Origin of the sequence: Marinomonas ostreistagni (genome assembly GCF_016461785.1) — a bacterium.
Lineage (GTDB): Bacteria > Pseudomonadota > Gammaproteobacteria > Pseudomonadales > Marinomonadaceae > Marinomonas > Marinomonas ostreistagni_A.
In genome coordinates this window covers 1-26,716 of the sequence record NZ_JAEMUH010000022.1, presented here as the reverse complement: position 1 = coordinate 26,716, position 26,716 = coordinate 1, and the positions used below count along the sequence as shown (strand labels likewise).

The window sequence follows — 26,716 nt, the reverse complement described above, 5'->3', positions numbered from 1 at the left end:
TGCGTTACCTTTTTTAATCTCTACCCAAAACTAATATTTCCCATCTATTAACTGGATTTAAGCGTAATGACGCTCTATCACAGCCTGAACATGTCCTAAAAATGCCTTTACCTTAGCCAATGAATACTTGCGTCCCGAATAGAGAGCGTACAACACTAAGTCTTCTGGTTCGTCTTCTAATAGGCAGACCTTCATTAACGTTCCATCAGCTAACTCCTGACGGCAAGACTCCAAAGGCAGAATCGCAAATCCCAACCCCTTAAGGGCAGCCGCCTTCGCCATGTAACCGCTATTCACCTTGTAACAAGACGACACATTCACTGAGCCAGCTTGTTTAAACCTCCACGGCATTCCTTGTAAGACCGACAAGCTGGTAATGCAAGGAAGCTTAGCAAGCTCAGCGATTGAAATGGGAGTGGTGTGATATGTCATCAGACTTGGTGTAGCTACCACGCAACTAGGCCAACGAACCAACTCTCTGGCAACCCATCCTGAATCTGCTATTGACCCACGGCCAAAACGTATCAACAGGTCAAAACCTTCTAACAACCCTTCTTCAGGGTTAAGCTGAGTGTCACAGCTAAGCTGAATGTTAGGGTTCTGATAACAGAAATCTGCCATGGCATCAGCCATAAATGGTAAATCGGGCGTTATCACTTTCAAATGTCCAGCGATCACATCAGCTTCTTGGCGAGCTTCCAACAGTACATCACCCATCGCAATAAGCAGTGGGGCCAAGCCATGGTACAACCGATCACCCGCGTCAGTCGCCACCATCTTCCGAGTAGTACGCTCTAATAATCTAGTATTCAAGGCCTGTTCAAGCAAAGCAACATGACGGCTAATGTTCGACTTAGGCAATTGCAACAATTCTGCTGCCCGCTTAAAGCTCAGCTGCTCATAGACTTTCTGAAAGCTCAACAGCCACTGTAATTCAATATTTTCAAGCATAACTATCTCAAATAATGGGACAAACAAAACAAAATCAGCGCATTTATCCCATTATTATAGGCTGAAATAATCCTCTCATCTCTCAATCATTAGGACTAGTTAGATGAAGACAATCAAAAATATGGCCATTATTGGGGCAGGTGTCGCAGGCCTCGCCTTAGCAATTTTTGCAAGAAAACAAGGTATTCACGTTACCCTATTCGAAAGAAGCAAGTGCCTCTCTTCAATCGGTGCCGGCGTAACTCTTTGGCCAAACGCAACGTTTGTAATGAAACAGCTTGGACTAATCGATGAAGTAATCCATTCCGGTGGACAGCCTTGCTTTATGCACCAGTTTAATCGACAAGGTCGGCAAACAAACACCTTTGATATTGGGGCGTTAAACGCTATGTGTGAGCACCCAACTGTCAACATATTACGCCGCGACCTGATTAAAATTCTGGGGGATGCTCTTGAAATGATGGGCGCTACTATCCTTTTTAATCACACCATTAAGGCCGAAGACATTACTCAATTAAAACAGCAGTTTGACTTAGTAGTTGGCAGCGATGGACGCATGCACTCAGCAGCGAGAGCAAGTCTCTATAAGGATACGATGCAGCCTCAATATCAGGGCTTTATCAACATCATTGGACTCTATCAAATGAACCAATCTTTATGCGATCACACCATCCACGAATATCGAGAAAACGGTGAACGCTTTGGCATTGTTCCAGTCACAAAACAACATGGCTATTGGGCTGCAGCATGGCACTGCGAAATGGATGATTCTAGAACATTAACAAGTTGGTTTGACGAGATGCACCAACGCTTTAGACATTGGCCTAGCAAGATTCAGAAAGTTCTAAATAATTATGATCCAAACAGTTTAAAACGCCTATTTGTTCACGACCTTGAGCCCCTTCCCTATTGGCATAATGGAAACCTAATTATCATCGGCGATGCAGCCCATGCCCCACTACCCACATCAGGCCAAGGCGCAAGCCAAGCCCTTGAAGACGCCTGGCATTTGTCCCAGTTACTCAATCACAACCAATCGCTCGATGCTGTTTTGAAGAAGTTTTACAGCACGCGCATCGACAAAACCACCCAAGCACAACTGATTGGCCGACAAGTCGCTCAGCAAATCTTTCACTCGACATCATCAGCACCTCCGACCCTGCCAAGCCTATCCACAGACCAAATCAGAAAATTGTATATGCAAGGATTAAGTGAAAGAGCAACAAGTTAATTAAACACAAAAAAGCCCGCTAGATAGCGGGCTTGGGAGTGTTTATTGCTGCTCAGTGCAAGGTGTTACCTAACGATGAATTATTCCCACTCGATGGTCGCTGGTGGCTTAGACGATACGTCGTAAGTCACGCGAGAGATGTGTTCGATTTCGTTGATGATACGACCCGACACTTTCTCTAGTAGCTCGTATGGTAAGTGTGCCCAACGCGCTGTCATGAAGTCGATGGTTTCTACGGCACGTAGTGCAACCACGTATTCGTAACGACGACCATCGCCTACAACACCTACAGATTTAACTGGTAGGAATACAGCGAAGGCTTGGCTTGTTTTCTCGTACCAGCCAGCGTTGCGTAGTTCTTCGATGAAGATCGCGTCAGCGCGACGTAAGATGTCTGCGTAGTCTTTCTTCACTTCACCTAGGATACGAACACCTAGACCTGGTCCTGGGAATGGGTGACGGTAAACCATGTCGTACGGTAGGCCTAGCTCTAGACCAAGCTTACGTACTTCGTCTTTGAATAGTTCGCGCAGTGGCTCAACAAGTTGCATCTTCATGTCTTCTGGCAGACCACCGACGTTGTGGTGAGACTTGATGACATGTGCTTTACCTGTTTTAGAGGCAGCAGATTCGATTACGTCTGGGTAGATAGTACCTTGTGCTAGGAACTCTACTTCCGTTAGCTTAGCCGCTTCTTCGTCGAATACTTCGATGAAGGTATTACCAATGATCTTACGTTTCTTCTCTGGGTCTGCTTCGCCACCTAGTTTACCTAGGAACAGGTCTTCAGCATCCACACGGATAACGTTAACGCCCATGTTCTCTTTGAACATCGCCATGACTTGATCACCTTCGTTTAGACGAAGTAGACCGTTATCAACGAATACACAGGTTAGCTGTGTACCGATTGCTTTGTGCAGTAGCGCCGCCACAACAGAAGAGTCCACGCCACCAGAAAGGGCCAGTAGCACTTTCTTGTCGCCAACTTGCTCTTTCATACGATCAATCGCGTCTTGAGCAATGTTTGCTGGCGTCCATAGGGTTTCACAGCCACAGATATCAACGATGAAACGAGACAGGATACGACCGCCTTGTTTCGTGTGCGTTACTTCTGGGTGGAATTGCACGCCGTAGAACTTTTTGCCTTCGTGGGCCATCGCAGCGATTGGACAGCTTTCAGTTGACGCCATCAAAGCGAAACCTTCTGGCATATCAACCACTTTGTCGCCGTGGCTCATCCACACATCTAACAAGGCAACACCGTTGTTTGCAACGTGGTCTTCAATGCCGTCAAGCAATGAGTAATTACCGTGTGTGCGGATTTGCGCGTAACCAAATTCACGCAATTCAGATCCTTGAACTTTACCGCCCATTTGCTCCGCCATGGTTTGCATGCCGTAACAAATACCTAACACTGGAACGCCTAATGTGAAGACGATTTCAGGTGCACGTGGTGAACCTTCTTCAGCAACAGACTCAGGACCACCCGCTAAGATGATACCTTGAGGGTTAAAGTCTAGGATTTCCTGCTCTTCCATGTCGAATGCACGGATTTCACAGAAAACACCAATCTCACGAACACGGCGAGCGATCAGCTGCGTGTACTGAGAACCAAAATCAAGAATAAGAATTTTATGAGCGTGGATATCTTGCGACATTATTAGCTAGTCCTTCGCTCCTACCCAGTAAGAGCTGTTCAAAAAAAAAAGAAGATGGGGCGTCAGACGCCCCATCTTGGTTTTTCATTAATCAGCGCTTAACCACCAACGTGGTAGTTCGGCGCTTCTTTCGTAATGGTAACATCATGCACGTGACTTTCACGCATACCCGCACCAGTAATTTGAGAAAATTGCGTTTGAGTACGCATCTGCTCAATGTTTGCAGAGCCAGTGTAGCCCATTGAAGAACGAACACCGCCCATCAATTGGTGAACAACGGCTGCCATTGGGCCTTTTGAAGGTACGCGACCTTCAATGCCTTCTGGTACCAATTTTTCTACGCCGCTGCTTGCGTCTTGGAAGTAACGGTCTGAAGAACCTTGAGACTGTGACATCGCGCCAAGAGAGCCCATGCCGCGGTACGCTTTGAATGAACGACCTTGGAACAGAACCACTTCACCAGGTGCTTCGTCAGTACCAGCCAATAGACCACCGACCATGATTACGCTTGCGCCCGCTGCAATCGCTTTCGCAATGTCACCAGAGAAGCGTACACCACCGTCTGCGATGACTGGAATACCGCGCTCGTTCATGACCGCCGCAACGTTTGCAACCGCGCTGATTTGTGGAACACCCACACCTGCGATGATACGAGTCGTACAGATCGAACCTGGGCCGATACCCACTTTAACGCCATCAGCGCCTGCATCCGCTAGCGCGATCGCCGCTTCTGCTGTCGCGATGTTACCGCCGATCACTTGTACTTGAGGGAAATTTTCTTTCACCCAACGTACGCGGTCGATTACACCTTTAGAATGGCCGTGCGCAGTATCAACAACGATCACGTCAACGCCCGCTTCTGCTAGTGCCGTCACACGGTCACCAGTGTCTGCGCCAGTGCCTACTGCAGCGCCAACACGAAGACTACCGTTGTCGTCTTTACAAGCATGAGGGAAAGTTTGCGCTTTGTTGATGTCCGTTACCGTTACCATGCCGCGTAGTTCGAACTGTTCGTTCACAACCAACACTTTTTCGATACGGTGTTCATGAAGTAGCTTACGGATAGAACCGCTAGAAGCGCCTTCTAGGACAGTCACTAGACGCTCTTTTGGCGTCATGATGTCAGCAACGGTTTTATCGAAGTCTTTGATAAAACGAACGTCACGGCTGGTTACGATACCGACTAGGTCTTTTCCTTCAACAACCGGTACACCAGAAATGTTGTGTGCCGCAGTCAGATCCATCAATTCGCGAACGGTCGCGCCTGGGTGAATCGTTACTGGGTCTTTGACAATACCACTTTCGAACTTTTTCACGCGACGAACTTCTGCCGCTTGTTGCTCAATCGTTAGGTTTTTGTGGATAATGCCAATGCCGCCTTCTTGCGCTAGGGCAATCGCCATGCGGTGTTCAGTCACCGTATCCATGGCAGCGGAAACAAGAGGAAGATTTAGTTCAATGCCTTTCGTGATGCGTGTTTTTAGGCTCACGTCTTTCGGCAGAACTTCAGAATAGCCTGGGATAAGCAAAACGTCATCAAACGTTAGTGCTTGTTGTGCGATTCGTAACATAATAGGGAATTTCCAATGCCAACTGGGTTTAAGATGGCAAGTAATTCTACTCCAACATTGTGATTCGGTAAATCAAAACCACGAGACATTGATGAAAAAATTTACAACTTTGCACAGTTCAGAACCGACTTTTACCGTCTCAGAATTAAACCGCCAGATTCAGCAGTTGTTGGAAGCTAGCTTGCCATGGATCTTAGTGGAAGGAGAGCTCTCTAACCTTGCCAAACCAAGCTCTGGTCATTGGTACTTTTCCTTAAAAGATGATCGCGCACAAATACGCTGCGCGATGTTCAAGGGCAAAAACATGGCGGTCAAATTTAAGCCCAAAGACGGCGATCTGGTTCGACTTCGCGCAAGAGTGACCTTTTACGGCGCGCGCGGTGATTGCCAACTGATGGTGGAGTCCATGGAAGCCGCTGGCGAAGGTGCCTTGCAAGCGGCCTTCGAACGTTTGAAAAACCAATTACAAGCGGAAGGGCTGTTCGATCCAACCCACAAGAAAGCCCTCCCTACTCGTCCAGAGCGCGTTGCGATCATCACCTCTGCCAAAGGCGCAGCGGTGCGCGATATGGTCATCGCCTTTAAACGACGCTTTCCGTTGACCGAGTTAACGATTTTACCCACCCTTGTTCAAGGTGAAGGGGCTGCGACGAACATTCGCCAACAATTGGAACGTGCTGATGTCAGTGGGCATTTTGATGCCATCATCGTCGGACGTGGCGGTGGCTCGTTAGAAGACCTTTGGAGCTTTAATGACGAAGCGCTCGCTCGCGCCATTTATCAAGCTAAAACTCCGATTGTTTCAGCAGTGGGTCATGAAGTTGATTTTACCATCGCCGACTTTGTGGCAGATGTTCGAGCCGCGACGCCAACCGCAGCAGCTGAGTTATTAAGCCCCGATGTACGCAACCTAGAACAGCAAATTGCACATTTTGAGTACCTGTTTACACGCCGCTTTGAGCAAACCTTACAACAGCATCAGCAGCGATTAGATTTCCTCACGCAACGTATTCGCCACCCCAAAGAGCGAATCGAACAACAGCAAAACCGTTTAGACCAAAGCACAAAGCGTTTATCTCAAGCCATGCTCAGCCAACTTGCACAGAGGCAAGTCCGCGAAAGCCATCTACAGCAACGCCTTAAACATGCCAATCCAAATGCGAAGGTAGCCGCTCATCAGGAGCGTATTGAAAGACTTCAGCAAAGACTGAATCAAGCCTTAGGTCAAACACTGAACCAGAAACAGCAACGCTTCGCCCAGACTATTGAAAAGTTGGATTTGGTGAGCCCTTTGAATATTCTGTCTCGAGGCTATGCTATTGCCAGCAAAGACAAACAGGTCATCCGCTCTTGTCGTGATGTGACCGAAGGAGACGACATTAATATTCGCGTGGCGGACGGCACTTTAAAGTGTCTCGTCAAAGAAACATCATAATGTCCCCTGTTGTTCCTTTTTTCATCAGATAAGAAATCGTTACAGTAGGAACTTATCGACAAAAGGACCTCCTATCATGACTGCGAAAGACTTATCCCTAGGCTTAATTATTATCTTCGCTTGGGGGTTCAACTTCGTTGTCATTCGTTGGGGACTCGATGCCATGACCCCGATGATGCTCGGCGGTATGCGTTTCTTAGTCTTAGCGTTGGTCGGCTGCTTTTTCTTTGCTCGCCCTAAAACCCCACTAAAATGGTGTTTGCTCTATGCCTTGTCCCTAAACTTTGGCCAATTTGCTTGGCTGTTCTGCGCCATGACATTTGGCATGCCAGCAGGACTTGCGTCTTTAGTATTGCAGTCACAAGCCATCTTCACACTGATCTTTTCCGTACTCTTGCTAAAAGAAACGGTCCGTCCTTATCAAATACTGGCGGTTACGATTGCCAGCGGTGGTCTGGCGATCATTGGTGCCGCGGGAGAAGACACCTCCATGACTGTATTGGGCTTTATTTTGACTCTAGCGGCGGCGTCTAGCTGGGCATTGGGCAACATCACCACCAAAGCTATAATTCAGAAAGGCTACCAAGCAGACCTTAGCTTAATCGTATGGAGTGCGGGGATCGCGTCTGTGCCCTTCTTCATTACCTCTTACTTTGTCGACGGCCCAGATCTGATGTGGTCGAACCTGAAAGATATCAATTGGAGCACCGTTGCTGTTCTTGGCTACCTCGCCCTATTCGCCACATTGGCAGGCTATGGCCTTTGGAGCCAACTGATGTCTCGTTACAGCGCTGGCACCGTCGCACCACTGTCATTAGGCGTCCCAGTGGTTGGCTTAACCTCGGCTGCATTGGTGCTGAATGAAAGCATCAGCCATCAACAATGGGTCGGGATTCTTGTCGTACTGTTAGGTTTAATGCTCAACACTTTTGGCGGTCGCTTGCGCCACTCTAACCATAACCAGAGAATCAGGTAGGATCACTTCAGATAGCCAATGTAAGTCGTTCCCATACAGTTTCATATAAAAATAAACCTAGAAAACTCGACCCGAAAACGAAGTATAATAAAATAAAAATTCAAAATGATATTTCATATTTCCAATATCTTTTCGATTTTACAATCGTAAAGAAAAATAAAAAATATTATAGACATTATCAGTGAGTCAATATGTTCTAGCGCTCATCCTCCCGACAATTAAAAACCACAAAGAAAGAATCAAATATAAGTTATAGAACTTTAAACCTATAAAAACAAAAAATTGAAAATGAAACCAGAGAAGACAAAAACCACAACTCATAAAATTCAGAAAGCAAAAAAATTACCACAATCAAAAAACCATCGAAGTAATTAAAAACAGATCTCGCCTTTTCATAGAATAAAACAATAAAAAGAAAAACCAAAACCCCATCTAGATAATAACCAACATCGTAAAAAAAATTAACAGAAGCTAGTAATAAAGTATCTATAAAAACAACAAAGTAGCATATCGATTTATTTTTAATAACCCTCATATTAAAATCTTCAAACAATCCAATAAAATATATTTATTTAAAACAATAAGAGCTAAAGGAATCAAAAAAATTTTTTAAAACATAAGTTAAAAATATTCACTCTTACTTATGACTCTGCTGATAGATAAGTCACTAACCATGGAAAAAGCTTGTGGATATATCAAATACCTTAGCGTATGAGAGTGGTTTCCAAGGTTTCTTTAAACAAGCATCTAACGCGGATATGCCATAAGCTCGTTGGAAATAAGCCCCAAAGCGACCTTCATGTTCAAATATATTCCCAGCTTCTACAACATTTACAGGTGAGGATTTAGCACATCTAGTCATGTCCACTTCATACTGAACAATATCTTGTGAAAGATTAGGATAAAAAACTTTTGCAACAACATCATCATTTATTGCAAAGACTTCTCCCATATGGCCACTTCCAAGTAGCATTGAAAAATCCTTTTTCAACTATAGAAAAATTACCGAGGCTAGAAAAGAAAAGCGTCCTTCTTTTTCAGCCACATTCCATGTGTATATAACTAATTTTCATCAGCATTATGCATATATCTTTCACATTTACAACACTGTGCATATAAAAATAAAAAACAGACTGTATTATTATATCTAACCTCTTTCAAAGCTTTAAATAAATGAAGAGCGCAAACATTTCACTATAAACTCTTGCTATGGCCGCTTGCGCCACGGCCAGCCAAAGATACGCACATAATACCGCCAAGAATCACCGCACCACCCAATGCCAGTGGCAGGGTTAAGGTTTCGTCTAAGAATATTGTCGAAGCCAATAATCCTGTGACAGGAACGCCTAACATGGCGTTCGACATACTGGCTGAAGAAAGGTGCTTGCTTGCGGCATTGATGGCCACAAATGAAAAAGCGGTCGCAAACGGCCCCATGTACAACATAACCCACCAAAACGTAGCGCTGAAGTCACCAGTAAAGCTTCCTTCAAAGTAATACGCCAAAGGAATCAGACAAACGCTCGCGAGCAACATTTGCCAAGGTGCCAGTTGGTAAGCATTACTGTCCCCTTTATGATGGCGAAGGTGCAAAATACACAGCGCCCAGCATAGAGAGCAAAACAGCAGTAACGCATTGCCTTGTAGTACGGCTGTATCACGCCAATCCATGGTGGCAGGATTCAGCAAAATGAGTACACCAACAAACCCAATCACAGTACCTGCAATCTGCATCGTACTAAAGCGCTCTCGCAACACGAACAAAGCAATCGGCGTCACCCACAAAGGCGTGGTGTAACCCAATACCGCCGAACGGCCCGCTGAAACACTTAACATGGCAATCGCCCCTAGAGCAGTAAACATCATCATTTGCACTAAGCCAACGCTGGCGACAATCGGAAGGTCTTTGCGCGTTGGTAATTTCACCTTGCCTGTAATGGCCTGCAACGAGAATAAGCAAACACATCCCATCACGAATCGTACGGCCGCAAACCAAAGCGGTGAAATATGCTCTAACCCCAGTTTCATCACCGGCCAATTACCACCCAGCGCCACGACCGCTAACGCAAACATTAGGACGATTTTCAGTTGGTTAGGCAACGAAATTTGAAAGCGTTTCAGACTGGAAATAGGATAGTTTTGCGTGGATGTAGATGGCATAGATCACCTCGAAATTTGATCTAACCATTGTAATTTCTGCCGCCGAGTTTTATTTTCCTATTATCTCTCTTAAATCTCTGAATTAGAGAAAATTTACCCTATAAAATTAAATTTTAAAGAAAATATAATGAGCCAGCTTGATAAAACCGATATATTGATTCTTAACCAAATCCAAGAAAATGCTCGCATCACCCACGCTGAGCTCGCCAAAGCGGTTAACTTATCCACCACGCCTTGCTACAACCGTATCAAAGCCATGGAAGAGAAAGGCCTTATTAAACAGCAGGTAACTTTGCTAGAAGCGGAGAAGCTGGGTCTAACGCTGAACGTATTTATCCACGTTACCCTTGAGAAACAAGTAGAAGAAGCCTTACAGAGCTTTGAAGAAGCGATCAGTGATCGCCCTGAAGTGATGGAGTGTTATCTTATGACAGGGGATGAGGATTACTTATTACGTGTGGTCGTACCGAATATGAAAGCACTGGAGAAGTTTATCCTCCAGTACCTTTCAAAGATTCCCTGTGTCGCCAGCATTCGCTCCAGCTTTGCCTTAAAGCAAGTGCGCTACAAAACCGCTTTGCCGCTGCCAGAACAAGGATTAACGCTGCATTTAGACTAGCCTACTGCTAGTCCTTACGATCCAGTTTGTCGCTCAGGGCCTGAACTTGCTGCTGTAGTTGCGAGATTTGCTCGACCAAGGCTTGGTGATGATCCTCTTGGTGCTGCTGTTCTTCAGCAGACGTTTCGCGGCTCATCACTTCTAGCACGACACCCACCATCATATTTAAGAACACAAACGCGGTTAAGAAGATAAACACCACGTAGTACATCCAGCTCAGTGGGTATACGGACATCGTCTCGTACATGACATCGGTCCAATCTTCGAACGTGGCGATGCGGAACAAGGTCAACATGGAGATGGCGATATCACCCCAGAGCGTTTCATTGATGTCCTCAAAAAAGATCGAACCCATCGCACCAAAAATGTAGAAGATGATAAACATCAGCAAGGCGATGTAGCCCATCTTCGGAATGGCTTTTAGCAAGGCATTAATCAAAACGCGTAGATCTGGAATGATCGATACTAGTCGCAGTACTCGTAATACGCGCAACAAACGCGCCACCAACACCATATCGGTATTGGATATCGGCACTAAACTACCAATCACGATTACAGAATCAAACAGGTTCCAAGGATCTTTGAAAAACTCACGTTTGCGCTCATAAGTGATAAATCGCAAGAGTATTTCTGCGAGGAAAAACACGGTGATCAGCGTATCAAGATAGTTAATCGCTAACTCAACAGAATACGGCAGTGGGTAGGTTTTTGCCCCTACCGTTAAGGCCGCAATAATAATGATGCTGATGATAAAGCCTTGGAACCAAACGCTACGTTCGACACGCTTAAAAACGTCGAACCAAGACTGAGAACGGGCCGTAGTCATTACCTGATATTACTCCTAAGAAATACTCACAATGAGCGAAGAGTACCTTCAGACAATGACGAAAGGAATAGGATCCGTGGATAAGAGCTTTTTTAGTTACAGCAAGTTTAGCTGCGCTTCACACGCACGACCTTCATGACTTCCATATCGATCCCCGCAACGGATTCCTGAGCAGGATAGTAAGTTAGATTCACACGAGCACCTCGCAAGGAATGGTATTTCCCTTGGCGCTTAAAGCGAAACGGCACGTCATAACCTTCAATCATCAAAGTATGCAGCACCCAGTCCTCTTGATTACGCTGTACATGGGATTTAACTTTCATTGCGTCGCTATGTATGAGGCCGGGATGCTTAGTGATCAGGGCTTCGGGTTTGGATTTCATGGAACTCTCCTACCGAGCTTGTGGTGTGAAATGTTAGACGAGGTCTAATATTATGCCACAAGCTCCGCGGACTGAGTAAATTTTGATCAATTTTTACTTATTTCTGTATCCGCTTCGTCATTTTTCGATATTTCTTTATACAGAACAGAGTGACGCTTAGCGTCCGCTTCATCACGATATATGATGACGCCTTTTTGCAGAATCATACTATTAGGGTATGTCACCGTATCACCTACCAGTCGTGTAATGATGACATGAAAGGCCGATATCTCATGGATTTGTCCAAGAATTTCTTCATCTTTATCAACAACTTTTATCCAATCTCCAACCCGATAGGGAAAGCCAAAAAAGACAATCAGACTGGCGGTTACATTGCTTAATATCGACCATTGTGCGAACAATGCGATACCGACCACAGCAAAGACAGAGGAGAAAAAGACCGCTAATTGGCCATATCCAACGCCCAACACGACACAAAACAGGAAGACAAACACTGCGGTTAAAGCAAGATTCACCATCTTTGAGATCAAGCTAACCCGCAAATCATTTAACGATCGACGTAAGCCCACTGAGTGAATGGCTTTTGAAATTAATCGTAGCGCTACGACGTAAGCCAAGACCAATAACGCAAGCAAACCTATTTGCACCAACATGCTATGTAACTCCACTAAAGAACAAAATACAGCGCCAAAGGAATGCACACCAATGACATTAAATTACCCAGTAAAACAATGGATGCAACCTTTTGCGGCTCCTGCTGAAAGATCTCCGCCACCATATAATTCAACACCGCGGGCGGTAAACAAGCAAAGACAATTAAATAACCAAACCACTCTTCTGTTAAGCCAAATAGCCAATAGAATATGATTGCCGCGATTAGACCGCTTAACGGGCTCACTAACCCACTGACCACACCAATACGCCACTGCCCAAAATCCACATCGGTCATTCGTACACCCAAAGCAAACAGCATTAATGGAATGGATATCTGTCCAAGCATATCTACCCCAGTACCGATCGACGGCGGCAAACTCCACCCTTGAACACTCCACACAACACCTAGTGCCGTAGCAATGATCATCGGCATTTTCAGCAGGTTCATCAAATTGGTTTTCGGATTAAGAAGGTACATCCCTAGGGTAAAATGCAGCAGGTTTTCGGTTAAAAACATCACCACAGCAATAGGCAGCGCTGACTCACCAAACGCCAGTACCATCAAAGGAATACCTAAGTTACCACTGTTATTAAACATCATCGGTGGTACAAAGGTCTTAAACTCATAGCCCAGCAATCTGGCAATCGGCCACGCGACAACCCCCGAACCGATGACCACGAACGCCGAGGCAGCAATTAAGGGTTGATACGCTTGTATTTGGAAGTCTTTCGCGGCCATGACTGAAAAAATCAAAGCAGGAATAAACACGCTCATATTGATTCGATTAGCGACAGTCATGTCGGTCGGCCGAACACGAGCGTAAAAGAACCCGATCAGAACAATGATCAGTAATGGGAAAACCGTATTAAAGATTTGTTGGAAGAGACTCGACGTATCCATATAACATCCTTGGCGACTAAGTCGTTAGAGTAACGAGGTTCGCCAAGAACGCCAACTATTAGCCTTCAATTAGATGATGGTTGCGCACCCTTCTGCGCCAACTTGGCAGGAATCAGAATAAAGCGTTGGCGCACGTCCTCCCCTTTAAGCAACGCCATGCCAATTTCTACCGCCTTTTCCGCCATAAGTTGTGGCCTTTGAATGGCGGTCGCTAACCATATATTAGGGTATTGAATGGTTTTGATGGCAAAGTTAGAACCATCAACGGAGGCTAGCACAAACTCGTTTCTGCCAGCTTGCTGCGCTGCCATCATGGCACCGTATGCGGTCGGATCATTGATCGCAAAGACAGCGTCTAAATGGTCATATTCTTCCATTAGATAAGTCATCGCTTCCATACCGCCTTCGCGACTGCCGGTACCATTTAGTCGATCACTTAACAAGGTGATATTGGGGTAACGACTGATAGCAGATTTGCACCCAGCAACCCGCTCAAGCACCGATGAAACTGACACGCCATTAATAATAACGAACTGTCCTTGATAGCCAATTTCCTTGGCGAGCCTTTCACAGGCAACCATCCCCGCTTGAACGTTATCTGTGGTAATGGTGGCATCCGCACCGTGTGCGTTGACATCCACCGCGATCACCTTGATGCCTGCTCGCTGAGCCTTCGCCACCACCGGCGCAATCTTATACTCGTCCGCAGCGGTTAAAATAATGAGATCAACTTTCCGCTCAATAAAATCATTCAGTTGACGCATCTGACGTTTCAGGTCATAAGCATCCGAACGAACGATGACCTCCACCGGTACACCTTCATTCAGCTCATTCGCTTTGCGGGTAGCGGAATCCACCAACTCCACAAAAAATGGATTACCAAGATCCGCTACGCTCATACCAATAGAGCGTAGCGGCTGATCAACGACTGGCTGCGCAAACACTCCCCACGAGGCGCTAATGCAGGCAGCCGTGATCAAGGCGCGTTTTAGGCACGATGCCATACAAGCGTAAGCAGAAAGCGGCGCTGCCACTTTTGCCTTATTACGCGCGTTTGATAAACATGCCATAGTCACTCCACCGATTCCGCCACACACTTTATTCAGCCGCCACTTTACGCAGCCGCGGAGCTGTCGTCCACTTCCATTGCCCCAGTCATAATGGCAACGGCTTCAGACATAGTATGTGATTCAGGCGTAATGGTTGCTGCACACTTTCCTAAACGGTGAATATGAATGCGATCTGCTACTTCAAATACGTGCGGCATGTTGTGACTGATTAAGATGATCGGCAAACCACGGTCACGCACTTCTTTAATCAAATTCAGGACACGACGAGACTCTTTCACACCGAGTGCAGCAGTTGGCTCATCCATAATCACCACTTTACTACCAAATAAAGCAGAACGCGCTACAGCCACACCTTGGCGCTGACCACCCGAAAGTGACTCAACGGCCTGAGAGATGTTTTGAATGGTCATCAGACCGAGTTCTTTCATCTTCGCTTGAGCACGCTCTTCCATGGCTTTTTTGTCGAGCATACGGAAAACCGAACCCAAAATACCTGGCTTGCGAAGCTCTCGTCCTAAAAACAAGTTATCGGCAATATTAAGTGCTGGCGATACGGCCAAATTCTGGTAAACGGTTTCAATGCCAAGTTCACGAGCTTGCATTGGTGAGTTGAACTGAACTGGCTGACCATCCAATAGGATCTCACCTTCATCGGGCACCAATGCGCCTGAAAGAGCTTTGATCAAGGACGACTTACCCGCTCCGTTATCGCCAATCACCGCTAGGATTTCCCCAGGGTAAAGCGCTAAATCAGCATGATCGATGGCGGTCACGCTACCGTAGCGTTTTACTAAACCACGAGCTTGTAATACGGGTTGTTGATCGTAATGTGCTGTCATTATGCTGTCCCCTTACGGATCCACTGGTCGACACCAACGGCGACGATAATCAAGATACCTACGGTGAATTCCTGCCACAGTACATCGACTCCGGCGAGCGCCAAACCGTTTCGGAATACCCCCACCACGAGCGCCCCGATCAGCGTGCCATAAATAGAGCCTCGCCCACCAAATAAACTACACCCGCCGATTACCACAGCCGTAATACTATCAAGGTTAGTGGTGTAACCGGCTTGCGGTGATACTGAACCGATACGACCGATCAATACCCAAGCACCTATTGCACATACCACGCCCGCTAACACATAGACAGACAATAGAATGCGATCAGTACGAATACCTGCCAACTTAGCTGCCGCAGGGTCATCCCCCGTGGCATACACATGACGCCCCCAAGCGGTCCAATTTAAGGCGTACCAAATTACAAAAAACAGGGCCAACATCAAGAGAGAGCCATAGGTCAAACGGGCACCAAAGAATGAAATCGTTTCCCCTAACCATTGCAACAGTGGCGCGTTATTGGCGATGTCTTGTGAACGAATGGTCTCACTTTTTGAGTACCAAAGGTTCAAGGCAAAAAACACGTTCCAAGAGCCTAGGGTGGCAATGAATGGTGGCAATTTGAAGCGGGTAATCAAGGTACCGTTAATCAAACCTGCCAAGGCACCAACACTGATACCGATTAGCAAGGCAAAGCCCGCATCCAGGCCGTGATCAATTGCCATACGCCCCATCACGACGGAGGCTAATACCATGATCGCCCCCACGGACAGATCGATCCCCGCGGTCAAAATAATTAACGTTTGCGCCACACCGATCACACCAATGATAGTCACTTGCTGTAGCACTAGGGATAAGTTGAATGGATGTAAGAAGCGGTCTCCAACCAAAAGACTAAAACCAATAATGGCGCATACTAATACGATGGTTGGCGCTGCGACCGGGTACTTATGAAGAAATTTCTGAAAGCGTGTCAGCGCACTGTCTTTACTTTCGAAATTCGCTACATAGCTACCACTGCCAGCCTGATCTGCGACTTTATCATGATCTAATACCGGTGCAGACGGTTTTGGGTTAGCAGAACTCATAGGGTTAACTCCAGACAGAATAACTGCCGCTGACCAAGGCTCAGCCAGCGGCGCAAGGGAACAGTCCCTTCAAGGAAAAGTCTTTACTTGATTAGCCCCAGCACATCGCTAGGCCTGTTTTGGATGTAACAGAATCAACACCTTTAGCAGGTTCATCTGTAATCAACTGAACACCTGTGTCGTAGAAGTCTAGACCGTCAGAAGCTCCGGGACGTGCGCCAGATTTAGCGAACTCAACAATCGCTGTGACACCTTCAGAAGCCATTTTTAGGGGGAATTGCATAGACGTTGCACCGATTACACCGTCTTCAATGTTGCGCACACCTGGACAGCCACCATCAACGGATACGATCAGCACGTCTTTCTCCATACCGAAAGATTTCAGTGCTTCATATGCCCCCGCTGCGGCAGGTTCATTGATGGTGTAGACCAAGTTCACGCCTGGATCTTTTTGCAGTAAGTTTTCCATAGCTCGACGACCGCCCTCTTCTGAGCCTTGGGTCACGTCGTTGCCAACGATGCGCGGGTCGGTTTCATCGCCCATTTGATTTGGATCGTTCAGATCAATACCGAAGCCTTTCAAGAAACCTTGGTTACGCGCCACATCTACCGTAATTTGGCTTGTGCTTAGATCCAACAGTGCGATTTTTGCATCTTTCGCTTTATCGCCCATTTTCGCTTTGGCCCACATACCGATCATTTCACCGGCTTTGAAGTTGTCTGTTGCAAACGTCATATCCGCCGCACTGGCTGGCGAAAGCGGTGTATCCAGTGCAATCACCAACAAGCCCGCTTCACGTGCTTTTTCGATCGTAGGTACAATCCCTGCAGTGTCACTAGGCGTAATCAAAATACCTTTAGCACCGGACGCAATCAGGTTTTCAATAGCTTGTACTTGGGTTTCATTGTCACCATCGTAGCGACCAGCAAAGGTACGCAACTCAACACCTAGCTCAGCGGCTTTTTCTTGAGCGCCTTCTTTCATTTTTACGAAGAATGGGTTGGTGTTGGTCTTAGTGATCAGACCGATGATAGGAGTTTCCGCCATCGCAGCAGTGGATAGTGCGCCGGCAGCAACAAGACAAGCAAGTTTACGGTAGTTAAATTTCATGAGAACGACTCCAATATTGTTTTTATTCTCGGCAAAGGCCGCTGAAACAGACAGTCACCGCTGTTTCTAAAAAACAATATGGTCGACAAAAGCTAACGAAAAATTTCAACCAGCCCATCAGAGCTGTAATATTTGTAATAGTTCAATTCTTAAAACAATAAACCTTACTTAATTCATTGATAGTAAAGGGTTTTGAGAGAATTAAATCTTCTTTAGTTAATCCGTATTTTTCTGTTAATTCATGAACAGGCAAACCCGACATTAATAGCACCTGTCCTTGCCATGACGACATTCGTTTCAAACTGTGAGCCAGCGCCACACCGTGCAGGTCGCCAGCAAGGTTCACATCCGACATCACTACATCAGGATGAAACGCCCCTTGCAAGGCTTGTAATACTGCTTCCGCGCATTCAAAGGTTTGCACACTACAACCAAGCTGTTGTAACTGCTCGCGCATCACATGGCATACCTCAGGGTCGTCTTCTACCAGCCAAATAAGTGGCTCTTCGGACACAACTAAGGTCGGTAAACTTTCAACAGTCGTTCGTTTATTAAAGGCTCGCTCTTGCGCCATTAAAGGCAAGAACAAACAGACTTTCGTCCAAGCACCTTCTTCAGAAGTCACTATGATCTCACCACCGCTTTGCTTCACGAAACCATAGATCATACTGAGCCCCAAACCACTGCCTTTACCAACAGGTTTGGTGGTAAAGAACGGCTCAAAAATGCGTCCCAATACAGCTTCGGATATTCCCTTTCCAGTGTCTTCTACTTTAATACGCACCGCGGGGATATCTGAGTCCGGCAGTTGAGTCAATTTAGTAGAGAACCGTAGATAGCCTCCTCGGGCCATGGCAGCGGCGCTGTTTAAGGAAAGATTTAAGAGGGCATTCTCCAATTGCGAAGGGTCAATCAGACAATGTTCTTCGGGACAGTTCAGGTCAACTTCTACCGTAATATGATTGCCCACACTGTACTCAACTAAGTCCAACATGCCCTCGATCAAATCATCAATATGCGTCGGTTCTGGGAACAGCTGCTGTCTACGACTGAACGCTAATAAACGGTGCACTAAGTTACTGCTCTTTTCAGCCACCGCTAAAGATCGCTCAATATAACGACTTTGATCCAGTGTTTTGGGTTCAGAATCCGACAGCATTTGTAAATTCCCCATGATGGCTGCCAGTAGATTATTAAAGTCATGGGCCACACCACCCGTTAGCTGCCCAAGCACCTCCATTTTCTGAGCCTGACGCAATTGGCTCTCGACACTTTTACGCTCAGTAAGATCCGTATAAAGGGTTACAAAGCCTCCTTCAGGCATAGGCTTTGACCTAAACTCGACTATCTTTCCTGAGTCAAAATGCCGCTCAAAACTTTGGCTACTGTGATGACGGGACGCATTGATCTCATCCATGCGCACTAGCTGATTTTCCATATTGAGGTTTTTATGGGAGCTTTGTGTAATCAACACTTGCACTTCAGCAAGCGACATACCTCGATACAATTGGTCTGGCGGAATATCGAACAAGCTCTCATAACCTTTATTCCAAGCAATTAGCTGTCCCTGCTCTGAAAATACACTTAAGCCGTCGTTCATATTATCGAAAATCGTTTCCAGTAAGCGCTTTTGCTCTGACAGCTCAGCAGACACTTCGATACGACGAATAGCATCCCGACGAAATACTTCAAAAGCATTGGCTAAGGTACCAATTTCATCATTGCGACGTACCTGAGGGCGACGCGAGTCCACTTGCCCAAGGGACAGTTCTTTCATGTCATGGGTCACGGCTTCCAAGTCCTTTGTCATACGGCGGCTGGAAACGTATAGATACCCTAGACCTAAGACAAGAAATAGCGAAATCCCTGCCAACCAACGCTGCCCTTTCGCTACAACGTTGCTGACTTCAATACGTTGACGAGACACTTGTTTCTGCAGCATGCCGACAAAATCACTGACTTGCGCGCTTAACTGCTCAGACTTCGCACGCAATGAAATCAGCAAATAGACTTTCCGCGCTTGAATGTCATTCAGTCGTTGCTGCGCCTTCAGTAATTCTGTCGCAATTTCTTTCGTTTCAGGTTCAGCATTTAATAGATTCAGATCATAAGTCAGTTGTTGCGCTGCCTCTCCAGGCTGCTCAATCAAGCTAAGCAACCATACCAAAGCCTGTTTTTGATGAACCGTTGCTAGGGAGTCTTCTGTAGTGATGAGCTGGCGAATCGCAAACTGCTGAGCCAAGCTGTCTTCTCGGATATACAACTCTTCGTGTACCAGGTCGACAAGCTCTGCTAGGGTGGCATCGAAGCTCCCCAAGCGCGTTTCTATCTGCGCACGGAATTCGGTGTCATTTAAGCTATCCGCCACACTACGCAAGTCGGTGATTCGCCGTGTTAAACGCTCGGACTCTGTTTGCAGTTGAAAGGGGCGGGCTGAACCAGCTGTATAGGGCGCGGCCGCGGCCAGTTGCGCCACACTTTCGGCGAGCGTCAAGGCGGTACTGATTTCCGGTAGCGTTTGTGCTTCAAAGTCAGACAGTGATGACTCACTTACTCGCATCGACTGCCAGCCGATTAACACCATACAAAAGGCCACCACACTGATGGCAAAGATGATGATCGAGGCTTTTTGTCGGATGCTAACTTGTCGCATTAGCTCACACTCTTAGCCACTGGACCCTGGAATAGATAGCCTAAGCCGCGCTGGGTTTTAATGAATTCTGGCGTTTTGGGATTGGCTTCTAATTTCCTGCGAAGACGCAGAATTAAGACATCGACAGTCCGGTCAAATACTTCGGTTTCAAGTCCGCGACTTAAATCAATAATTTGTTCTCGTGTTAGGACACGGTCCGGGCGCGTGGCGAGTGTTTCGAGTAGTGAGAACTCGCCAAGGGTAAGAATCACCTCTTTTCCTTGGGGGTCACGCAGTTGCCGCGATGTCAGGTCCAGTGTCCATTTACCGAAGTAGAGGCAGTCATGATCCGCATTGATTGGTTGCGTGGCAATTTGTCGGACACTGCGTCTTAACAGTGCGTGGATGCGGGCTGTCAGTTCCCGTAAATTGAACGGCTTCATCATATAATCATCTGCGGCTGTCTCCAACCCGAGGATCCTATCGGTTTCATCCCCTTTGCCTGTGAGCATCATAATCGGCATATCATGAAAGCGGTCTCGCACTTCCCGAGCCAACTGTAACCCGTCTTCCTCCTGTAGATATAAGTCCATTAACACTAAATCAACAGGCTGCTTTTCCAAGCTGCGCCACATATGTTCGCCATTCTGCGCATCCAATACTTGATAGCCTTTTTGGGCCAACGCATCACACAGCAAGTGTCGAATATCTGGTTCATCATCAACGATTAACAGGGTTTTCTTACCAAGTTCGTTCATGCCGTTCTCTATCCTTATATTTTTTATTAATTTAGCGGAAGCGGTATGCGCTAAAAGATCATTATCATGCCTTTGTTAACACACTATTAACCACTCAATTAGCACTTCGTTTCTCTATCCTGAAAGTTGACACAAATATCGCTATTATAGGGCATCGTTAAAAGGGGTTCATATGACGACTGCTTTGCCCATTATTTCTATCATCCCTACGCTGCAATCACAGCTTAATCAGCATCATGAAGCTATTTTAGAAGCGGCTCCTGGAGCGGGTAAAACTACGGCTGTACCGCTTGCTTTTCTCGATGCAGATTGGCTTGGACAGCGAAAAATCGTTATGCTCGAACCTCGTCGTCTGGCGGCTAAATCTGCTGCTAAGCGCCTAGCAGATCAACTTGGTGAGCCCTTAGGTCAACGTGTTGGTTACCAGATCCGCCAAGAAGGCAAACAAAGTGCTAGAACTCAAATATTAGTCGTGACGGAGGGAATTCTCACCCGTATGTTACAAGATGATCCGAGTTTAGATGACGTCGCATTAATCATTTTTGATGAATTCCATGAGCGCAACTTACACTCAGATCTCGCCTTTGCTTTGAGCTTACAAGCAAGGGAACTGTTTCGTGAAGAAGACCCCCTTAAACTCTTAGTTATGTCCGCAACCCTGGATAGCCAACGCTTAACGGAACTACTGCATTGTGAGCCTATCATTTGTGAAGGGCGACAATTTCCGATCACCATGCGTTACGCCAACCTATCGCTGAAACAGCAAGACGTATCTTTGCAAATTGCCAAACAGGTTCAACAAGCGTTGCGCGAAGAAGACGGATCGATTCTTGTGTTTTTGCCTGGCCAGCGTGAAATCCGCACAGTACAAAACCAGTTAGACCATCAACTGCCCGATAACACCGAACTGTTGTCTCTCTATGGCGATATGAGCATGTCAGAGCAGGAAAAAGTCATTGCTCCTGCTCCAGCGGGCCACAGAAAAGTGGTGCTAGCAACCAGTATCGCCCAGACCAGTTTAACCATCGAAGGTATTCGCGTTGTGATTGATTCCGGCCTCTCCCGCGAAGCCCGTTTTGATGCCAAAACCGCCACCACACGTTTGCATACTCGTCGTGCTTCCCAAGCTGAAACCATTCAACGGGCGGGGCGTGCGGGACGTTTGCAAGCAGGCGTCTGTTACCGTTGGTGGTCTGAAGAGCAACAGCATCGCCTAGCAGCTCATAACGCACCACAGATCGAGCTAGAAGATCTCAGTCATTTAGTGATGGATGTGGCCCGCTGGGGTGTACAAGAACGTGAAGAGTTAGATTGGATCAGCTTGCCGCCATTAGCCCATTGGCAACAGGCAAAAAGCTTGTTAACACTGTTAGGCTTGTTGGAAGCTGGTAACAACCTCACGCTGACAGCAGATGGTGAAGCGCTGGCAAATATGCCTTTACCACCGCGTTTAGCGCGCTTGCTGCTCGAAGCGAGCCGACGTGGGGAAGCACAATCAGCCTTAGAAGCTGCCGCTGTACTTTACGAAGGTGTATCGAAACAACACCAAGACTCCAACCTACACAGCACCATTAACTATGCGACCAAAGGCAAAGCTTGGCAACGCTCGATCAATGCTCTGCAACGACACCTACCTAACAATAAGTCCGATAGATCATTCTCTTTAGCCGCCTGCTTGGCCACCGCCTTTCCCGATCGTATCGCGATGCGTCAACGCCAACAGGGAGGCGAAACCTTATTTAAGTTGAGCAATGGCCGACAAGCTCTGCTTGCTAATCATGATTCAAATGCTAATAGCGATTTTCTAATCGCTTTGGAGCTCGGCGGTCATGCAGAACGGGATGCGGATTGGCTCTATCTAACCTGCCCTATTTCGTTAAACGAATTAGAACAAGCTCTGGCCGATCAAATTGAAATTATTGAACGCTGTGAATGGGATAAAGCCAGTGGTGGTTTGGTTGGTGCAGCAGAGACTTGGCTGGGCAAGCTAAAGCTCAAGCAGGAACGCCTTAATCATTTACCAGACAGCGCCGTAACCATGGCGACTTGTCACTATATCCGCCAACAAGGCTTACACGTGCTAAATTGGGATGAGGACAGCCTAGCCCTTCGTGCTCGTATTCAATTTGCCCATCGACACCTTGATCCATCAATCCCAGATGCGTCGGACGAGTGTTTGTTAGAACGTTTAGAAGATTGGCTAGGGCCTTTTTTAACGGGTGTGAAGCGCATTCAGCAGTTAGAGAAGCTTTCTCTGCTAGACCCTTTAATGGCATTACTGGATTGGCCACAACAACAAAGCTTACAGACATTACCGATTCGAATCCCAGTGGCATCCGGCTCAAATATCAAAGTGGATTACCAAGGCGAGCAGCCTGTCATTCGCGTTAAACTACAAGAGATGTTTGGCGAAACGCAAAGCCCTATGATCGCAGGGCAGACGGTAAAAATTGAACTGCTATCGCCTGCACAACGGCCTTTAGCCGTCACCATGGACTTAGCATTTTTTTGGAAAGAAGCTTACCCAGACGTACGCAAAGAAATGCGAGGTAGATACCCTAAGCATCCTTGGCCAGAAAACCCATTAACCGCGGAAGCCACAGCAAAAACTAACCGTGCACTTCGAAATAGTTAAAGGCTTACTTGGTCTAAGCCTATTTGTGTTATGCGCTGGCTAAAGTTGGTATTTTTGTGGTGAGTGGGACACCAACCCATAATAAAGCGGTGGAAGTCTGCCCATGCGACAGGGAACAGTCGATACCATGCTTGTGTCACGGATTCAGCCAAGTCTGGAGACTCTCCTCGAGCAATAATGCAACGGGCCAGTTCACTAAAATAGATATCTAGCAAATAATCGATATCTGCTTCGAGCTGTGCTTCGCTTAAGCAACTGCCTAAGAAATACGCTACGTCTTGTACGCCAATACCGCGGCCAATGTACTGGAAGTCTACCGCCGCAACATCGGATAAGTCCGCACTAAAACAAAAGTTCGCCACCTTCGCATCGCCATGCACCAACGTTTGATAAGGGCAGGTCCTAATAGCGTCATCGAGCCGCTGTGCACTCACTTTCAACTGGCCCTCTGCCATGGCTTGCCACTCATCTGGACGCGTTGCTAAATGCCAATAGGTGCCTTCGGGCCAAAGCCCTTTAGGCCAACCTACATTGGGGGTGATCACTAAGTAATGGGCATGAAGACTAGCTAACCAATGTAATACGGTACTGGCTTGATGAGATTCAAGAGATGCACAACGCACATGAAAGCCACTAGCATCAAGGTCTTCTAACAACAAATAAGCGGCAGACTCTTGTTTCAAACTAGATAAAAAGTTTGGAATCCTAATCGAATGTTGGGTGTCTCTTGACCAGTTCTTGTACCAATCCAACTCGACCTGATAGGAAGTTACCTTACGTTGATGTGCTAGGTCGGATTGCCAGCCACGAGGGTGCTTGGCATTAGTCTTCCAATCGATTGCTTTTAAGATAACACTCGAGCGATTCCCTTGATGCTCAACATGATAACGGGATATATGACCATACCCACTCCAAAGAGATTGGACTTGTTCAAGGCACTGAACCCGATCCGCTTTCATTACACGTTTGATAAATAATTCTGGGGCTAGCACAAACATCATTCACTCAAAGTTCATAAGTTAGTCATAAAAAATTCACACAGAGATATTGGCGAAGCTCAAAATTATCAACAAACCTAAAAGGACTGACATTCAATTCTTCCAGAGTTTTTGAGCAATTTGAATTTAAAAAGCGCCGAATAAGCCCATCAACTCGCCAGATATTGTGAAGCAGATAAAGAGGCGATTATGAGATATTTACTCTGTTTATTACTTTCAGCACTACCCTTTTCTGTAAATGCTGAAAACCAGCTTTATCATGTGGCCATCATAGATAGGTTTTATCCACCAATGGAGTCATTTCAGTCAGATGAGGATAAAATTCTACACACCACTCTTTATGGACTGGTCGATATCGATAAAGACTATCGTAAAGAGACACTTTATCATGGAGACATCGTTCAATTAATTGCCAACGACCCGAATATTGTGTTCTTACGCTATCCTCTGACAGGCCAAGACACCCCCATGCGCGAGATCTTCCAAGCTATAACTAGCATTAATGACCGATTCGCCTTTGCACCAATCGATTCATTGGTTTTGTCTTGGGAATCATCCACTTTAGCCAGTGCATTTGAAGACCCCCTCAAACTAGAGCATAGAGAACAATACATAGAAGCCATTCGAGTTTGGGGTGAAGAGTTTCCAGCTTGGAAAGACACTTATAATGTTATTCGAGCAATGGAAGAACTTGTTCTGAAAGGTGCCCAAGTTTTTACTATTTCAGGGAACAGCGGACCTCGTACCATCAACACTCTTTCACTTGCAAAAGGAGTGACCACGGTTGGGGCGATAGAACCCGAGCTAAGCTATTTTATTGCAGACAATGTCTTTGTGGATACTTACGAACAAGCTGCTTACTCACTTAAGCGTATTGATGACCAACTCGGTAATTCATTGGGATATGATCTTGATGGTGATGGCTGTTCTGATATCCCTTTAAGCTCTTTAACGAGTCAGTCTATTAATGACTTACCCGAAGTATTATGGCCACCTATTAAAGGTAGCTCATTTGCAGCCCCTATGGCACTCAAAAAAGCGTTAATAAAAGATCCTTGGAATTGCTATGAATCCTTTGCAGCAACGTCACTAGAGCTAAATCAAATAAATTAATAAGAGAGACGTAAAGCATAATTGTCTAATTTTTGTTCTGCTATGAATCGGTCTATACTTATTAATAATCTAGACGTTGTCCTTTAGAGGCAAAGGTAATCGTATGAACATTAATGGCATTGGCGCTAACTATGTGAACAACTCGGCCACTCAATCAGTTAGCTCATTACAAGAAAGTCTTGCTAGTGGTAAACGAATTAATAGTGCGGCAGATGATGCTGCGGGATTACAAATTGCTAATCGTTTATCCAGCCAAATAGATGGTAATGGCCAAGCAATTGCAAACAGCATGTCAGGTATTTCAGTAACACAAATTGCTCAAGGTGGGCTTGCATCAATAACCAATGACTTATCTTCTTTGCGTGAACTAGCGGTTCAAGCAGGCAATGGCATTTATTCAGATTCCGATAGACAAGCTCTACAGCAGCAGGCAAATGCGCTAATTGAAAACATACAAGGTACTATCGGCGCTACAACTTTTGCTGGGCAAGAGCTGCTCTCCAACGATGGAACTTTAGACTTCCAAGTCGGTTCAGATGCAGGTAACACTCTGAGTGTATCAACAAGTGACCTCAGCTCATCGTTATCTTCAAATGGCTTATATTCTATCGACATTACAAACCAAAGTTCTTTAGAAGCAACTCTAAATGCCATTGACAGTAGTATCGAGAGTATACACTCACTATCATCAGACTATGGAAGTGCTCAAAATGCCTTCAGCAGTCGTATAGATGCTTTGCTGGAAAGTCAGGTGAATGAATCAGCTGCACGATCGCGTATAGAAGATGCGGATTATGCTGGCACCGTCAGTACTCAGGTTATTAACGACATTTTAGAGCGCTCTTCCATTGCAGTCCAAGCTCAAGCAAATGCTGATGCAGGACGTGCATTGAATTTGCTAAGTAACTAGTACAGTTTAAGTAAGACAAGTTCATCTGTCTTAAACCTCAGAGGGCAGATCCCTGTATGCACATCAGTCTCCAAGCACTATCACCAGTTGAGGGATCTGACCCCTTTGATGAAGATGATAGCCATCACTGAGTTGGTTTCATTTTCGCCAGACGTAAAAAAGCCCTGACAGCTGAGCTATCAGGGCTTCTTAATTAG

General features: G+C 46.1%; 23 protein-coding genes. 7 read left to right on the top strand and 16 right to left on the bottom strand.

Going from position 1 to position 26,716, the window contains the following annotated elements; genetic code table 11:
- Window positions 1-57: 57 nt before the first annotated feature.
- Window positions 58-951, bottom strand: coding sequence for a LysR family transcriptional regulator (locus JHD44_RS17815; protein WP_199464081.1), 894 nt, complete (start codon window positions 949-951; stop codon window positions 58-60).
- A 103-nt stretch (window positions 952-1,054) separates the two neighbouring features.
- Here JHD44_RS17815 and JHD44_RS17810 point away from each other — a divergent pair, with 103 nt between their 5' ends.
- The gene (locus tag JHD44_RS17810; RefSeq protein WP_199464080.1) at window positions 1,055-2,182 is read left to right on the top strand and encodes an FAD-dependent monooxygenase; all 1,128 of its coding nucleotides are present in this window, start codon (window positions 1,055-1,057) and stop codon (window positions 2,180-2,182) included.
- Between the two features lie 80 nt (window positions 2,183-2,262).
- Here JHD44_RS17810 and guaA read toward each other — a convergent pair whose 3' ends face one another.
- Both guaA and guaB read right to left on the bottom strand, forming a co-directional pair.
- Window positions 2,263-3,840, bottom strand: a complete 1,578-nt coding sequence (guaA, locus tag JHD44_RS17805; RefSeq protein ID WP_199464079.1) for a glutamine-hydrolyzing GMP synthase — start codon at window positions 3,838-3,840, stop codon at window positions 2,263-2,265.
- Between the two features lie 98 nt (window positions 3,841-3,938).
- Window positions 3,939-5,411 (bottom strand): IMP dehydrogenase, encoded by a 1,473-nt coding sequence (gene guaB / locus JHD44_RS17800; protein ID WP_199464078.1) that lies wholly within the window; start codon window positions 5,409-5,411, stop codon window positions 3,939-3,941.
- A 91-nt stretch (window positions 5,412-5,502) separates the two neighbouring features.
- Between guaB and xseA the strand changes: the two genes are divergently transcribed.
- Window positions 5,503-6,846 carry an exodeoxyribonuclease VII large subunit gene (xseA, locus tag JHD44_RS17795; RefSeq protein ID WP_199464077.1) on the top strand — a complete coding sequence of 448 codons (1,344 nt, stop codon included), beginning with the start codon at window positions 5,503-5,505 and terminating at the stop codon, window positions 6,844-6,846.
- A gap of 76 nt (window positions 6,847-6,922) precedes the next feature.
- Window positions 6,923-7,822, top strand: a complete 900-nt coding sequence (locus tag JHD44_RS17790; RefSeq protein ID WP_199464076.1) for an EamA family transporter — start codon at window positions 6,923-6,925, stop codon at window positions 7,820-7,822.
- A 667-nt stretch (window positions 7,823-8,489) separates the two neighbouring features.
- Here JHD44_RS17790 and JHD44_RS17785 read toward each other — a convergent pair.
- Entirely contained in the window at window positions 8,490-8,795 is a 306-nt protein-coding gene (locus JHD44_RS17785) for a hypothetical protein (protein WP_199464075.1), read from the bottom strand.
- 221 nt (window positions 8,796-9,016) lie between these two features.
- The gene (locus JHD44_RS17780) at window positions 9,017-9,982 is read right to left on the bottom strand and encodes a DMT family transporter (RefSeq protein ID WP_199464074.1); all 966 of its coding nucleotides are present in this window, start codon (window positions 9,980-9,982) and stop codon (window positions 9,017-9,019) included.
- 127 nt (window positions 9,983-10,109) lie between these two features.
- On the opposite strand from JHD44_RS17780, the gene JHD44_RS17775 reads away from it, so the two are divergent.
- Window positions 10,110-10,601 carry an Lrp/AsnC family transcriptional regulator gene (locus JHD44_RS17775; protein ID WP_133565300.1) on the top strand — a complete coding sequence of 164 codons (492 nt, stop codon included), beginning with the start codon at window positions 10,110-10,112 and terminating at the stop codon, window positions 10,599-10,601.
- Window positions 10,602-10,608: 7 nt separating this feature from the next.
- Here JHD44_RS17775 and JHD44_RS17770 read toward each other — a convergent pair whose 3' ends face one another.
- The 10 genes from JHD44_RS17770 to JHD44_RS17725 form a co-directional block, all read right to left on the bottom strand.
- Window positions 10,609-11,427 carry an ion transporter gene (locus JHD44_RS17770; protein WP_199464073.1) on the bottom strand — a complete coding sequence of 273 codons (819 nt, stop codon included), beginning with the start codon at window positions 11,425-11,427 and terminating at the stop codon, window positions 10,609-10,611.
- A 107-nt stretch (window positions 11,428-11,534) separates the two neighbouring features.
- Window positions 11,535-11,810, bottom strand: a complete 276-nt coding sequence (locus JHD44_RS17765) for a hypothetical protein (RefSeq protein WP_133565293.1) — start codon at window positions 11,808-11,810, stop codon at window positions 11,535-11,537.
- 86 nt (window positions 11,811-11,896) lie between these two features.
- A complete protein-coding gene (locus JHD44_RS17760; protein ID WP_199464072.1) occupies window positions 11,897-12,463 on the bottom strand; it encodes a mechanosensitive ion channel family protein in 567 nt (188 codons plus the stop codon).
- A gap of 14 nt (window positions 12,464-12,477) precedes the next feature.
- Entirely contained in the window at window positions 12,478-13,365 is an 888-nt protein-coding gene (locus JHD44_RS17755; protein WP_199464071.1) for an AEC family transporter, read from the bottom strand.
- 65 nt (window positions 13,366-13,430) lie between these two features.
- On the bottom strand, window positions 13,431-14,435 hold the full coding sequence (locus tag JHD44_RS17750; protein WP_233402299.1) for a substrate-binding domain-containing protein: 1,005 nt from the start codon (window positions 14,433-14,435) through the stop codon (window positions 13,431-13,433).
- A gap of 44 nt (window positions 14,436-14,479) precedes the next feature.
- A complete protein-coding gene (locus JHD44_RS17745) occupies window positions 14,480-15,274 on the bottom strand; it encodes an ATP-binding cassette domain-containing protein (protein WP_199464070.1) in 795 nt (264 codons plus the stop codon).
- Window positions 15,274-16,362, bottom strand: a complete 1,089-nt coding sequence (locus JHD44_RS17740) for an ABC transporter permease (RefSeq protein WP_199464069.1) — start codon at window positions 16,360-16,362, stop codon at window positions 15,274-15,276. The genes JHD44_RS17745 and JHD44_RS17740 overlap by 1 nt, the downstream gene beginning before the upstream one ends.
- 91 nt (window positions 16,363-16,453) lie before the next feature.
- Entirely contained in the window at window positions 16,454-17,473 is a 1,020-nt protein-coding gene (locus tag JHD44_RS17735; RefSeq protein ID WP_199464068.1) for a sugar ABC transporter substrate-binding protein, read from the bottom strand.
- A gap of 142 nt (window positions 17,474-17,615) precedes the next feature.
- Window positions 17,616-20,126, bottom strand: a complete 2,511-nt coding sequence (locus JHD44_RS17730; protein ID WP_199464067.1) for a PAS-domain containing protein — start codon at window positions 20,124-20,126, stop codon at window positions 17,616-17,618.
- Complete coding sequence (locus tag JHD44_RS17725; protein WP_199464066.1) at window positions 20,126-20,863, bottom strand: response regulator; 738 nt, start codon at window positions 20,861-20,863, stop codon at window positions 20,126-20,128. Before JHD44_RS17725 ends, JHD44_RS17730 begins: the two co-directional genes overlap by 1 nt.
- A gap of 172 nt (window positions 20,864-21,035) precedes the next feature.
- On the opposite strand from JHD44_RS17725, the gene hrpB reads away from it, so the two are divergent.
- A complete protein-coding gene (hrpB, locus tag JHD44_RS17720) occupies window positions 21,036-23,498 on the top strand; it encodes an ATP-dependent helicase HrpB (RefSeq protein WP_199464065.1) in 2,463 nt (820 codons plus the stop codon).
- Here the strand turns inward: hrpB and JHD44_RS17715 are convergent.
- Window positions 23,495-24,499 carry an oxidoreductase family protein gene (locus JHD44_RS17715; RefSeq protein ID WP_233402297.1) on the bottom strand — a complete coding sequence of 335 codons (1,005 nt, stop codon included), beginning with the start codon at window positions 24,497-24,499 and terminating at the stop codon, window positions 23,495-23,497. The two genes, hrpB and JHD44_RS17715, sit on opposite strands and share 4 nt — an antisense overlap.
- A gap of 186 nt (window positions 24,500-24,685) precedes the next feature.
- Between JHD44_RS17715 and JHD44_RS17710 the strand changes: the two genes are divergently transcribed.
- Window positions 24,686-25,609, top strand: coding sequence for a hypothetical protein (locus JHD44_RS17710; RefSeq protein WP_199464064.1), 924 nt, complete (start codon window positions 24,686-24,688; stop codon window positions 25,607-25,609).
- Window positions 25,610-25,712: 103 nt separating this feature from the next.
- Window positions 25,713-26,519, top strand: coding sequence for a flagellin (locus JHD44_RS17705; RefSeq protein ID WP_199464063.1), 807 nt, complete (start codon window positions 25,713-25,715; stop codon window positions 26,517-26,519).
- Window positions 26,520-26,716: the final 197 nt, after the last annotated feature.

Coding starts and splice junctions, on each gene's coding strand:
- JHD44_RS17815 (WP_199464081.1), bottom strand. CDS start 951: ATGCTTGAAAATATTGAATTACAGTGGCTGTTGAGCTTTCAGAAAGTC.
- JHD44_RS17810 (WP_199464080.1), top strand. CDS start 1,055: ATGAAGACAATCAAAAATATGGCCATTATTGGGGCAGGTGTCGCAGGC.
- guaA (WP_199464079.1), bottom strand. CDS start 3,840: ATGTCGCAAGATATCCACGCTCATAAAATTCTTATTCTTGATTTTGGT.
- guaB (WP_199464078.1), bottom strand. CDS start 5,411: ATGTTACGAATCGCACAACAAGCACTAACGTTTGATGACGTTTTGCTT.
- xseA (WP_199464077.1), top strand. CDS start 5,503: ATGAAAAAATTTACAACTTTGCACAGTTCAGAACCGACTTTTACCGTC.
- JHD44_RS17790 (WP_199464076.1), top strand. CDS start 6,923: ATGACTGCGAAAGACTTATCCCTAGGCTTAATTATTATCTTCGCTTGG.
- JHD44_RS17785 (WP_199464075.1), bottom strand. CDS start 8,795: ATGCTACTTGGAAGTGGCCATATGGGAGAAGTCTTTGCAATAAATGAT.
- JHD44_RS17780 (WP_199464074.1), bottom strand. CDS start 9,982: ATGCCATCTACATCCACGCAAAACTATCCTATTTCCAGTCTGAAACGC.
- JHD44_RS17775 (WP_133565300.1), top strand. CDS start 10,110: ATGAGCCAGCTTGATAAAACCGATATATTGATTCTTAACCAAATCCAA.
- JHD44_RS17770 (WP_199464073.1), bottom strand. CDS start 11,427: ATGACTACGGCCCGTTCTCAGTCTTGGTTCGACGTTTTTAAGCGTGTC.
- JHD44_RS17765 (WP_133565293.1), bottom strand. CDS start 11,810: ATGAAATCCAAACCCGAAGCCCTGATCACTAAGCATCCCGGCCTCATA.
- JHD44_RS17760 (WP_199464072.1), bottom strand. CDS start 12,463: ATGTTGGTGCAAATAGGTTTGCTTGCGTTATTGGTCTTGGCTTACGTC.
- JHD44_RS17755 (WP_199464071.1), bottom strand. CDS start 13,365: ATGGATACGTCGAGTCTCTTCCAACAAATCTTTAATACGGTTTTCCCA.
- JHD44_RS17750 (WP_233402299.1), bottom strand. CDS start 14,435: ATGGCATGTTTATCAAACGCGCGTAATAAGGCAAAAGTGGCAGCGCCG.
- JHD44_RS17745 (WP_199464070.1), bottom strand. CDS start 15,274: ATGACAGCACATTACGATCAACAACCCGTATTACAAGCTCGTGGTTTA.
- JHD44_RS17740 (WP_199464069.1), bottom strand. CDS start 16,362: ATGAGTTCTGCTAACCCAAAACCGTCTGCACCGGTATTAGATCATGAT.
- JHD44_RS17735 (WP_199464068.1), bottom strand. CDS start 17,473: ATGAAATTTAACTACCGTAAACTTGCTTGTCTTGTTGCTGCCGGCGCA.
- JHD44_RS17730 (WP_199464067.1), bottom strand. CDS start 20,126: ATGCGACAAGTTAGCATCCGACAAAAAGCCTCGATCATCATCTTTGCC.
- JHD44_RS17725 (WP_199464066.1), bottom strand. CDS start 20,863: ATGAACGAACTTGGTAAGAAAACCCTGTTAATCGTTGATGATGAACCA.
- hrpB (WP_199464065.1), top strand. CDS start 21,036: ATGACGACTGCTTTGCCCATTATTTCTATCATCCCTACGCTGCAATCA.
- JHD44_RS17715 (WP_233402297.1), bottom strand. CDS start 24,499: ATGATGTTTGTGCTAGCCCCAGAATTATTTATCAAACGTGTAATGAAA.
- JHD44_RS17710 (WP_199464064.1), top strand. CDS start 24,686: ATGAGATATTTACTCTGTTTATTACTTTCAGCACTACCCTTTTCTGTA.
- JHD44_RS17705 (WP_199464063.1), top strand. CDS start 25,713: ATGAACATTAATGGCATTGGCGCTAACTATGTGAACAACTCGGCCACT.